The sequence below is a fragment of the Clostridia bacterium genome, from assembly GCA_017620395.1.
Taxonomy (GTDB): domain Bacteria; phylum Bacillota; class Clostridia; order Oscillospirales; family RGIG8002; genus RGIG8002.
The window spans coordinates 54,989-67,230 of sequence record JAFZQJ010000003.1; the positions used below are offsets into that span (position 1 = coordinate 54,989).

General features: G+C 61.7%; 4 protein-coding genes. 1 reads left to right on the top strand and 3 read right to left on the bottom strand.

The genetic code is table 11. The annotated features are described in order from the left end of the window. Nucleotides 1-231 precede the first annotated feature (231 nt). The 3 genes from J5441_00470 to J5441_00480 all read right to left on the bottom strand — a co-directional run bounded on the left by J5441_00470 (nucleotide 232) and on the right by J5441_00480 (nucleotide 9,475). The gene (locus J5441_00470; GenBank protein ID MBO4933634.1) at nucleotides 232-3,543 is read right to left on the bottom strand and encodes a hypothetical protein; all 3,312 of its coding nucleotides are present in this window, start codon (nucleotides 3,541-3,543) and stop codon (nucleotides 232-234) included. 356 nt (nucleotides 3,544-3,899) lie between these two features. After that, entirely contained in the window at nucleotides 3,900-7,223 is a 3,324-nt protein-coding gene (locus tag J5441_00475) for an FIVAR domain-containing protein (protein ID MBO4933635.1), read from the bottom strand. Nucleotides 7,224-7,810: 587 nt separating this feature from the next. After that, nucleotides 7,811-9,475: a phospho-sugar mutase gene (locus J5441_00480; protein ID MBO4933636.1), complete on the bottom strand. Its 1,665-nt coding sequence runs from the start codon at nucleotides 9,473-9,475 to the stop codon at nucleotides 7,811-7,813. A 144-nt stretch (nucleotides 9,476-9,619) separates the two neighbouring features. Here J5441_00480 and J5441_00485 point away from each other — a divergent pair, with 144 nt between their 5' ends. Further along, the gene (locus J5441_00485) at nucleotides 9,620-12,148 is read left to right on the top strand and encodes a DNA polymerase I (GenBank protein ID MBO4933637.1); all 2,529 of its coding nucleotides are present in this window, start codon (nucleotides 9,620-9,622) and stop codon (nucleotides 12,146-12,148) included. Nucleotides 12,149-12,242 lie beyond the last annotated feature (94 nt).

The window sequence follows — 12,242 nt, forward strand, 5'->3', positions numbered from 1 at the left end:
GGGACAGGGCGCGCCCCGCTCAATATACATATACATTATAGCGAGCGCGGCGGCGCAATCTCTTGTCGGATGGTGATATTATTCACGCTCCGTGATATTTACGCGGATTTTTCGGAAGCAAAAGGCAGCCCCCTCAAATTGAGGGGGCTGCCGGCGCTTCGTTTGTTCGCGCCGCGTCCTTCGCCCGGGCGGACGGGGACGGTCTGCGCGGACCGTTTTCAGGCGGTCGGCTTATCCGAGGCTGCCTTCGTCGGCAAGCTTCGCGGCGACGCGGAGGATCTTCAGCGCGTCGTTGACCGTGATATCGCCGTCGCCGTCGACGTCGCCGATCTCAAGCGCTTCGGGAGTCGACTCCGCGAGTCTCGCGGCGATACGCAGCGCCTTCAGCGCGTCGTTGACCGTGATCTCGCCGTCGCCGTCCATATCGCCCTTCTTGACCGCGGGAGGCGCGTCCGTGGTGACGGTGAAGCGGACGGAAACAGACTTCGTTCCGTTGACCACCTCGAGCACGTAGCCGCCGGGAGCTTCAACGACAAAGCCGTTTTCGACCGGCTGGTTATTCAGCGTCGCGGTGCCGACGCTCCAGTTGAGCGTCAGCGGCGCGGCGTATTCCTTGCCGTTCTCGACGTTGACTACCGGAGTATCATACTCGACGGCGCCGGTGGTGGTGAAGTGGACCGTGGAGGACTTGTCGCCGTTGGTCACGACGAGCGTGTGCTCGCCGTTCTGAAGAACGGGAGCGCCGTAGATCAGGAATTCGCCGTCCAGCATCGCGGCGCCGACGTCCCAGTCGGGAATGAGCTCCTGCTCGGAGACGTCGTAGTCCGCGCCTTCGGTAATGTTGGCGATGACGGGCGTCTTCCAGGAGTCGGCGGCAGCGTCCTTATAGGCGTGGATGCCGGTGATGTAAACCTCAAGTCCGGCCTTGATCGCTCCGTCGAAACGGATAATGTAGAAGAATATCTTCGCAAGGTTGATCTCCTCGCCCTTGGTCCAGCCGTCGTAATACTCGAAGTATTCCCACGGCAGGAATATCCAGCCCTGGCCGGTGGCGGGAATGGGGATGTTGATGGCGGCGCGCTCGAAGAGCGGGCTGGCTTCGCAGTTGGATACCGCGAAGCGCATCGCGCACTCCTGAACGAGGTTGACGTCGTTGACGCCTACCCAGAGGCAGATGCCGGCGGTGCCGGAAAGGTCGCCGATAAGGGTGTTGACGGCGGTCGCGCCGTTGCCCTCCATCATAAGCGGATGAGGATGGCCGTCCGGGGTACCGCCCTCGCGGTACATGGCCTTGAACTGCATCATACCGTGCTCCATGTTCGTCTCGGAGGACATATCCTGAGTCGCGGTCATCTTCAGCGCCTTGGCGTAACCGGCGGGCAGCTTCGGGTAGGTGCTGTCCAGCTCATAGGTGACGTCGGGCTTGCGGTCGCCGTTCGCTCTGGAGAGTTCGCGGCTCGTGTAGTTCTCGAAGCTGTGGATGCTCGTGACTCTCTCGCCCGCCTTTATCGGAACGAGACCGGCGATGGCGGCTTTCAGCGCGGCGATGGTCGCCTCCGCCTCGTCCTGCTTCGGGCCCTTGAAAAGCAGAGCTTCGGCGTCTTCTATCTGCTCCTTCAGAGCGATATAGGAGCGCGGGGTAACGTTGCCGCGCCAGTAGGTCTTGCCGCTCTTGCAGAGTCCCTGAAGCTCCTTGATGGTCGGTTCGTCGGCGAGTTCTCCGAGCAGCGTCAGAGAGTTGATCGCCTTTTCTATATCGGAGATCGCTTTGCTGACTTCTTCGTCGGTGGTGCCGTACGCGTCAAGCAGGGATCTGCCGTAATCGATGGCCTGCTCGGCCTGGTTCCAGGAAACGTAGTAATAATCCGCCTTGTTGAGGGTGGCCATATAATCCGCCTTCGCGTTGATGACGGATATAAGCTCGGTGAAATCGGCGGGCGCGTAGCTCCATTCGAAGCCGGTCAGATCGGCGATGTAGTAAATGCCGGACGCGCCTTCAAGGTAGATGTATATGGTATCGATCTCGTCGATCCAGTCGTAGATATCCTCTTCGCCGTTCAAGTCGTAGAACGCGGACCATGCGACGCCGACGTAGCCCTGCTTCTCGGGCAGTCTGACGGCGGTGTCCTCGCACTCGAACTCGAGCTCGTCAGCGGAAACGCCGAGCCCGATGCGGCAGGCGGCCGGGAGCTCGGTCATCGACTCGTCCCACTTCAGCCAGAAGCGGACGCCGGCGGAGGCGCTCAGAGGCTCGGAGCCTTCAAGCAGCTCGAAGGGGTTCTTGACGGCGCCGTCTTCGGTGGCGTTGGTGAAGCAGCTCCAGCCGTAGTAGGGCTCGCCGTCGATGGCGTTCGCGTATACGAGTACGGACTGCTCCCTGGAGGCGGGAACGTTATCCTCGTCGACCGCGGGAGTATCGGCGCAGAGACCGCCGTCCATCATTTCTTCAAAGTCGTCGTCGTCCCAGACCTCGAAGCCGGCGAGCTTGACGCTCTTCATCTCCGCGTGGAACATCGGCTTCAGATCGCGGATAGCCGTATTCAGCGACACGGCCATCGCGTTGATCCTCTTCTGGGAATAGGAGGAAGCGTCCTGCAGCATTTCAAACGCCGCGAGATAGACCTCGAGCGCGGCGGCGTAGCTTTCCTCGGTGTACTCCTCGGGGTTCAGCTCGTCGAAGATGGCGCACAGCTCGTCGAGCTCGTCGACGTAAACGCGGGTGTCGCGGAAGGTGCGGAAGTCGCCGACGTAAAGCGTGTAGCCGGCTTCCAGTCCGCTGTTGAAGCGGATCTCAAGCGCGTTGACGTACGGGAGCGTCTTGTCCGGGACCGGAGATTTGCCGACCTTGTACTGATTCACGCCGTTGTCGTCGGTGCTCCACCAGTCGGTCTGTGAGAAATCGGTCCTGAAGCCGAAGTAGTAATATCCGTCTTCGTCGGGCGTAACGAAATCGGAGCTGTAAACGAAGCCCCTGTCATATTCGCCCATATCGGTGCTGCCGTCTTCGCTGGATCTGTAATACGGTCCTTTTGTCGGCGCGCCGAAGAGCGAGATCTTGATCTTGCCGTCGTAACGGTCGCCGTTGACGGCTACCCAGAAGCAGAAGCCGCTGGCCTCGTCGAAGGTCACGCCGCTGTCGCCGAAGATGTCCTTGCCGTTCAGCTTGTCGTTCGCCGTCCAGTTGGGGCTGCCGTGGTAGTCGGCGTTCTGCGTGTTGTTCTCCGGATCGGCGTTGCGCTGACGCATGGTGCCGAGGGAGGCTCCGCCGTACTTATCCGGCGTCAGAACCGTGAACGACGCCACGTTCTCGACGGGGTTGCCCGCCGGCAGACAGTCGGAAGACAGGCCGGCGAATTCGAGGCCGTTCTTCCACGCGAGCGCGTAGTCGTCCGCGTTGAAGGCGTTGAGGCCCGGGAACTGCGTGTATTCGTAATAATCGAAGAACACGGCGCCCGCGCCGATCGCTCCTCCGAATACCGTCGCAGCGCCGAACGCGGTCAGCGTCATCAGCACGGCAAGCAGTGTTGAGATGAATCTTTTCATGGTTTTATCCTCCTTCTGACGCACGGCTTAGCGGCACGTCGCAACAGTATACCGTTTATATTATAGCGCAACCGCGCCGCAAGCTCTTGTCGTATTGTGATATTATTCGTGATTTGTGATATTTGGGAACTTTTTTTGCGTTCCGCCCGCCGCGCATTTCGTTCTGCGGCGCGGAAAGACGCCTCCCCGGGTAAAAGGCGTGCAGATAAGGGATAAGCCGGATCTTGAACGGCTGTTTCCCGCCCGCGCTTTACAAAAAACAGCGGCCATACGTCAAGTATGACCGCTGTTTTGTTATTTTGCCGTTTGTGCGGGATCCTCAGGCGGCGACGCCGCTTCGGGACCCGCGCGCGTTATCAGCCGAGCGAATCCTCGCCGGCGAGTTTCGCGGCAACACGGAGGATCTTCAGCGCGTCGTTGACGGTGATGTCGCCGTCGCCGTCGACGTCGCCGATCAGCATATCCTCATCGGATGCCGCAGCCAGCTTCGCGGCGATACGCAGCGCCTTCAGCGCGTCGTTGACGGTGATCTCGCCGTCCTTGTCCATATCGCCCTTCTTGACCGCGGGCTCGTCGGTGACGGTGAATTTGACGGTCAGCACCTTGTCGCCGTTGGTGACGACGAGGGTGTAGTTACCGGCCTCTTCGATGAGGTCGCCCTGCATGAGCGGGATACCGTCCAGCTCGGCGGTGGCGTCTTCGGGAGTCCAGGTGATCGCGACGGGCTTGACGTAGCTCTTGCCGTTCTCAACGCTCGCGGTGGGCATCTCGTATTCGATGGCGCCGGAGGTGGTGAAGTGAACGGTGGTGGACTTGTCGCCGTTGGTGACGACCAGCTCATGCTCGCCGTTGGTGACGACCGGATCGCCGTAGATCAGGAACTTGCCGTCCAGCATCGCGGCGCCGACGTTCCAGTCGGGGATGAGATTCTGCTCGGAAACGTCAAAGCTCTGTCCCTCGGTGATGTTGGAGATGACGGGAGCGTCCCACGTGCCGTTCTGCGGATCAGAGTAGGCGTGGATGCCGGTGACGTAGACTTCGAGTCCCTGCTTGATCGCGCCGTCGAAGCGGACGATGTAGAAGAAGATCTTTTCGAGGTGGATGTCTTCGCCGTGAGTCCAGTCATCGTAGTATTCGAAGTACTCCCAGGGGAGGTAGAGCCAGCCGGCGCCGGTAGCGGGTACCGGGATGTCGACGGTGGCGCGCTCGAAGAGCGGGCTGACCTCACAGTTGGAGACCGCGAAACGCATCGTGCAGTTCTGGACGAAATCCATATCGTTGACGCCTACCCAGAGGCAGATACCGGAGGTGCCGGAAAGGTCGCCGATAAGGGTGTTGACGGCGGTCGCGTTCGAGCCTTCCATCTTGATCGGAACAGGATGGTTGGACTTGTCGCGGTACATGGCCTTGAACTGCATCATGCCGTGCTCGTCGATCGTCTCGGAGCCCATATCGGCCTGAGCGGTCATCTTGAGCGCCTGGCTGTAACCGGCGGGCAGCTTCGCGAAGTCGGAGTTCAGCTCGTAAACAACGTTGGGAGTACGGTCGCCGGTCGCTCTGCTGAGGTCGCGGTTCGTGTAGCTCTCGAAGCTGAAGATGGTGTTGACGGTAGAGCCGGCCTGGATCGGCACGAGTCCGGCGATAGCGGACTGCAGCGCGGCGATCGCGGCTTCGGCCTCGGCCTGAGTCGGGCCTTCGGCGAGCAGTCTCTCGGCGTTATCGAGCGCTTCCGAAAGCGTCATATAGGTGCGCTGGACAAGGTTGCCGCGCCAGTAGGTCTTGCCGCTCTTGTAAAGGCCGTTGAGCTTGGCAAGGGTCGGGCCGTCGGCAAGATCGCCGAGGAGCTTCAGATGGTTGATGGCGTAGTTGATCTCTTCGATAGCTTCGTCGACTTCTTCCTGAGTTACGCCGTACTGGCCGAGCAGGCCTCTGCCGGCCTCAATGGCGGCTTCGGCTCTTTCCCAGGAGGGAGAGTAATACAGCGTCTCGTCGAGAGTATTCATATACGCCGACTGAGCCGTGACAACAGACTCGAGCGTCGTGAAGTCGGCGGAGGAAACGCTCCACTCGAAACCGGTCAGATCGGCGATGTAGTAAATGCCGCTGACGTCTTCAAAATAGATGTAGATGGTATCGAGCTCGTCGATCCAGTCATAGATGTCTTCATCGCCGTTGACGTCGTAGAAATTCGTCCACGCAACGCCGACGTAGCCCTGCTTCGCGGGCAGGTCGACCGCGGTCTCTTCGCATTCGAAGTAGATCTCTTCGGAAGAAACGCCGAGGCCGATGCGGCAGGCGTTCGGGATCGGATCGAGGCTATCGTCCCACTTGATCCAGAAGCGGATGCCGCTGGCTTCGCTCAGAGGCTCGGAGCCTTCTTCAAGCTCAAAGGGGTTCTTGATCGCGCCGCCGTCTTCGATGGCGTTGGTGAAGCAGCTCCAGCCGTAGTAGGGCTCGCCCGGAACCGCGTTCGCGTATACGAGTACGGACTGCTCCCTGGTGGCGGGAACGTGATCCTCTTCGATCGCGGCGGTATCGACGCAGAGGTCGCCGTCCCTCATTTCTTCAAAGTCGTCGTCGTCCCAGACTTCGAAGCCGGCGAGCTTGACGCTCTTCTTCTCAGCCTTGAACATGGGCTTCAGATCGCGGATGGCATGCTTGAGCTCGGTCGCCATGGCGTCGACCTGCTTCTGAGTGTAATCGTCGGGGCTCTGGAGCATCTCGAAGGCTTCGAGATAGATCTCCATCGCGTCGGAATAGCTCTCTTCGGTGTAGGCTTCCGGATCGAGGTCGTCGAAGATAGCGCACTGCTCTTCGAGCTCATCGACGTGGATACGGGTATCCTTGTACATACGGAAGTCGCCGACGGAGACGACGTCTCCGGACTGCACGCCGCTGAGACGGATGCAGACGGCGTTCAGCTGAACGAGGTACTTCGCGGAGATCGGGAAGTGATCAGCCATGTTGCCGGTGTTGTGGAAGTTGCCGTCGTCATCGGCGTACCACCAGCCGGGCCAGTAGAAGTCCGTTTTGAAGTCGAAGTAGACGTAACCGTCTTCATCGGCTCTCTTGCCGGAGCATTCGAAGATGCAGCCGGAGCCGTAATCGGACATCGTAGTGCCGCCGTCGTTGTCGGTGCTGTAGGAAACGCCCTTGGTCGGGATCGCGAACAGCTGGATTTTGACGTCGCCGTCAAAATGTCCGCCGTTGTTGCCGACCCAGAAGCAGAAGCCCGCGCAGTCCTCAAAGGTGGTGTCCAGAACTATCTGGCCTTCGCCGTCCTTGGAGTTGCCGAACATGTCCTTGCCTTCGATGGTGTCGAGGGCGCACCACATCGGTTCGGTCTGCACGCCGTAGGTGCTGGTCTGGTCGTTCTTGACCTCCAGCGGGGCGAGGACCATGCCGTGATACTTATCGGGCGTCGTGCAGGTAAAGGTGGCTACCTTGTCAACGCCGTCCGGCATGTAGTCGCTGCTGAAGCCGGTGAACGTGCAGGCGTTCTGCCAGGCGTGATTCGTGATGGCGTCCGCCGTAAAGGCGCTGAAGCCGGGGAACTGCGTGTATTCAAAGTAATCATAGAATACGGCGCCCGCTCCCAGCACGCCGCCGAATATCGTCGACACGCCGAACGCGGTCAGCACGAACATCACGGCAAGCAGCATGGAAAGTGTCTTTTTCATGTGTTTTCTCCTCCTGTAAGATTTGTCTGTTTTCGTGTGCGACAGTGTGCATATATTGCAGATGCGACACCTACGCACAATATCAGCATTGTATTTTAACACGATTGAACGCGGGGTTTCTTGTCGTATGGTGATATTATTACGAACTTGTGATATTTTTGCAAGTTTTTTGAGAAAAAGAACGGCGGCCGCAAAGTGAAGGGGATTCCTCGTCGGCGCGTTCGCGGCTCCTCGGAATGACAGAACACGCAGCGCCGCGGGTAGGTCTGTCATCCTGAGCGGAGGCGAAGCCGGAGCCGAAGGATCTTAAAGACGAGGTCGTGTCAATAATGAAAGTGTGTATTCGGAGCAGTCGGTAACGCTCATATTCCGAATACACACTTTTCCTTTTATTATGCCGTTACCTTCAGGATCCTTCGACTGCGCGGGCTTCGCCTCCGCTCAGGATGACATACGCTCTGCTGACGGCGGGGGATCCTTCAGCGGCTGCGCCGCTTCAGGATGACAGACGACAACGTGAGATCCTTCGGCGCGTTGCGCCTCAGGATGACACGAACGCGGCGTCGGCGCATGAATGCGCGGGCGTATTACGCCTCGATAAACCTCTGCATCTTCGCCAGGACCGCCTGCGCTTCCGCGTCGGCGGCTTCGGCGGAGTCCGCCTTCGCGCTGACGTAGACTTTCAGCTTCGGCTCGGTGCCGGACGGGCGGACGGTCAGCCGCGCCTTCGAATCGGTGAAGGAAAGCACCTTCGACGGCGGAAGGCCCTCGATGCCGTTCGAGTAGTCCTTGGCGAGCGGCGCTTCGCCCTCGTGGAGCGTGATGCCCTCTTTTGCCAGGCGCGCGATTATCGCGTCCATCTGCGCCTTGCCGGTGATGCCCTCGAAGACGAAGGTTTTGAGCGTTTCTCTGTAGTATCCGTATTTCTCATAAAGCTCGGCGAGCCTGTCGAGAAGCGACTTGCCCTGCCTGTGATAGAAGGCGGTCATCTCGCATATCAGCAGCGAGGCGACGACGGCGTCCTTGTCGCGCACGTAGCCGCCGGGGAGGTAGCCGTAGCTCTCCTCGAAGCCGAAGACGTAGCGGTCGCCCTCGCCCGCGGCTTCAAGGCGGCCTATCTCTTCGCCGATATACTTAAAGCCGGTCAGCAGCTCCTTGACCGTCGCGCCGTGGTCGGCGGCGACGACCTGCGCCATGGGGGTGGAAACTATCGTGGTGACGATCTCGGGGCGCTCGGGCATCCTGCCCGCCGCTTCGCGCCTGCCGAGGATATAGTCGATGAGCAGAATGCCCATCTGGTTGCCGTTGATGAGGGTGAAATCTCCGCTGCCGTCCGGCACCGCGGAGCCGACGCGGTCGCTGTCCGGATCGGTGGCGAGCACGAGGTCTGCGCCTTCGCGCTTCGCCTTCGCGACCGCGAGGGAGAGCGCCGCCGCTTCCTCCGGGTTGGGGTAGGTGCAGGTCGGGAAGTCGCCGTCCGGCTGCTCCTGCTCCGGCACGACGGAGACGTTCGTGAAGCCGGCGCGCGCGAGCACGCGGCGGACGGGCTTGTTGCCCGCGCCGTTCAGGGGCGTGTAGACTATCTTCAGGTCGCCGCCGACTCCCGTCGAGCAGGCGAAGACGGCGTCGTCGTACGCCTTTATCACGTCGTCGCCGATATAGGTGACGCGTCCGTCCGCGACGGCGGCTTCGAAGTCCGCCGCCGGTACGGCGAAGGGGTCGTCGTATTCGCAGATGCGGGCGTAGATCGCGTCCGCCGCCGCGTTGGTTATCTGGCAGCCGTCCGCGCCGTAGACCTTGTAGCCGTTATACGCCGCGGGGTTGTGGGAGGCGGTTATGACCACGCCGCCGCTACATTTCAGCTGACGCACGGCGAAGGAGAGCATCGGGGTGGGCATCAGCTCGGAGTACATATATACGCGCACGCCCTTGGCGGCGAGCGTCGCCGCCGCTTCGCGCGTGAACTCCGCCGAGCCGTTGCGCGAGTCGTGCGCTATCGCGCAGGATGCGTCCGCGCCGAACTCCGCGAGCAGATAGTCCGCGAGCCCCGCGGTCGCTCTGCGCACCGTGTATACGTTCATCCTGTTCGTGCCGGCGCCGAGCTTGCCGCGCAGGCCGCCCGTGCCGAACTCCAGGTGCTTGTAGAATCTGTCTTCGATGGCTTTTTCGTCGCCGGCTACGGCGAGCAGTTCTTCCTTCAGCGCGCCGGAGCACTCCGACTTCCACTGTTCGTAAAGCTTGTTGATTTCCATTTGTGTCACCCTTTCGTGTTTACAAGGGTTATTCTACCACGATGATATGAGATTTTCAACAAAAAAATCCGTTTTGTTGTTGTGAGTTGCGGCGGGAGGTGTTATAATAGGATGTTATTATGGAGATTTCCGGAGGTGCGCCCCGTGAAAACACTGCTCATTGACGGCAACAGTCTGCTGAACCGCGCGTTCTACGGCATACGCCCGCTTTCCACGAAGGAGGGCGTGCCGACGAACGGCGTATTCGGCTTCATGAACATACTCTTCAAGCTGCTCGCCGACGTCGCGCCCGAACGCGCCTGCGTCGCCTTCGACCTGAAGCAGCCGACCTTCCGCCACAAGATGTACGCCGAATACAAGGCGGGGCGGCATCCGACTCCCGACGAGCTGCTCGCGCAGTTCCCGGTGCTCAAAGAGCTGCTCGACGCCTACGGTATCCCGCGCCGCGAGGTACCCGGCTACGAGGCGGACGACATAATCGGCACGCTCGCCGACAAGCTCGGCGGCGAGGTCTTCATCGCCACGGGCGACCGCGACTCCCTGCAGCTCGTCAGCGGCCGCGTGACCGTGCTCCTCGCCGGAGCGAAGGTCGCCGGCGGCGAAACGATGCGCTGCGATCCGGCGAAGATAAACGAACTTTACGGCGTCGAGCCGAAGCAGCTTCGCGACGTCAAGGGGCTGATGGGCGACAGCTCCGACAATATCCCCGGCGTCAAGGGAGTCGGCGAAAAGACCGCCTGCGACCTGATACGCCGCTACTCCGACCTCGAGGGCGTCTACGCCAATATCGGCGAGCAGAAGGGCGCCCTGCGCGAGAAGCTCGAACGCGACCGCGACGCCGCCTTCATGAGCCGCGAGCTCGGCACGATCTGCCTCGAAGCGCCGGTCGAATACGACCCCGACGCGTATCTGATAAAGCCCTACGACCCCGCAACGCTCGCCGCCGCGCTGAAGAAATACGAGCTCGAGAAGTTCATCGACAAGCTCGGACTGCAGAACGCCGCGCCCGCCGAAGCCGCGCCTTCCGCGCCCGCTCCGGAGGCGGAGGAAGCCGACGCCGGCGCCTTCGCCGCCGCGCTCTCCGCGCGCGAAAGCGCGGACGTTTACCTCGATTTCACCGCCGGCGAAGCCGCGCTCTGCGGCGGAACGCCGCTGATATGCCGCGACCTTGACGGCGCGGTACGCGCGCTCTCCGCATACTCCGGACGGCTGCGCGTCAACGATTACAAACGCCTCTGCCGCGCCTGCGCGGAGCTTTCGCTCCCCGCGCCGCGCGCGGAGTTCTGCGCCGCGATAGGCGGCTATCTGCTGCGCCCCGACCGCAGCGACTACTCCGTCTTCGCGCTCGCGCGGCTGCTCGGACTTCCCCGCGCCGCGAAGGAGGACTCCGCGGCCGCCGCCTCCCTGCTCCCCGCCGTCTGCGACGCCGAGGCCGCCGAGCTTGAAGCCGACGGCATGACCGCGCTGATGCGCGATATGGAGCTTCCGCTCGCCCGCGTGCTGACCGATATGGAGCGCGCCGGCTTCACCGTCGACGTCGCGGGGCTGCAGGCCTTCGGCGCGGAGCTTTCCGCGCGCGCGGAGGCGGCTCAGACGGAGATATACCGCCTCGCCGGGTGCGAATTCAACGTCAATTCCCCGAAGCAGCTCGGCGACGTGCTCTTCAACAGGCTCGGCCTGCGCGGCGGCAAGAAGACGAAGACCGGCTGGTCCACCGACGCCGAAACGCTCGGCAAGCTGCGCGGCGAGAGCGAGATAGTCGACCTCGTGCTCGAATACCGCACGCTGACGAAGCTCGTCAGCACCTACGTCGTCGGGCTTTCCGAAGCCGCCGGCGAGGACGGGCGCGTGCACACCACCTTCCTGCAGACCGAAACGCGCACGGGGCGCATTTCCTCGCGCGAGCCTAACCTGCAGAATATCCCCGTCCGCACCGAGCTGGGCAGCAATATGCGCCGCTTCTTCCGCGCCGCGGACGGCTGCGTGCTCGTCGACGCCGACTACTCGCAGATCGAGCTGCGCCTGCTCGCCGCCCTCTCCGGCGACGAAAACATGATCGCCGCCTTCCTCTCCGGCAACGACTTCCACCGCGAGACCGCCGCCCGCGTCTTCGGCCTCCCCGCCGATATGGTCACACCCGAGATACGCGGCCGCGCGAAGGCGATAAACTTCGGCATCGTCTACGGAATGGGCGCGTTCACGCTGTCAAAAGACCTCAAAATAAGCGTCTATGACGCGAAGAAATATATCGAGAACTACTTCGCCACCTACCCGAAGGTGCGCGAGTGGCTGGACGCGAGCGTCGCCTCCGCGAAGGAGAGCGGCTACGCCCGCACCGCCCTCGGCCGCCGCAGACGGCTGGAGGGAATCAACGGCACCAACGCCGTCATGCGCAACTTCGAGGAGCGCGTGGCGATGAATATGCCCGTTCAGGGCACCGCCGCCGACGTCATCAAGCTCGCGATGGTCAACACCGCGAAGAAGCTCCGCGAATGCGGCTTCAAGGCGCGGCTGATACTCCAGGTGCACGACGAGCTCATCGTCGAGGCGCCCGAGGCGGAGGCCGAGGCGGTCGGCAGACTGCTGAAAGAGGAAATGGAAAACGCCTACAAATGCGCCGTGCCGCTGATTGCCGAGGTCGGCGTCGGAAAGACGTGGTACGAGGCGAAATGACGCTTTGCCTGTCATCCCGAGGGTGAAACCCGAGGGATCCCCCGCCCTTCACAGCCTGCAAAAGGTGTGGGATTCCTCGTCGGCGGCGGTTACC

Excerpts from the sequence above, each read along its gene's own strand:
- J5441_00475 (MBO4933635.1), bottom strand. The coding sequence starts at position 7,223 with ATGAAAAAGACACTTTCCATGCTGCTTGCCGTGATGTTCGTGCTGACC.
- J5441_00470 (MBO4933634.1), bottom strand. The coding sequence starts at position 3,543 with ATGAAAAGATTCATCTCAACACTGCTTGCCGTGCTGATGACGCTGACC.
- J5441_00480 (MBO4933636.1), bottom strand. The coding sequence starts at position 9,475 with ATGGAAATCAACAAGCTTTACGAACAGTGGAAGTCGGAGTGCTCCGGC.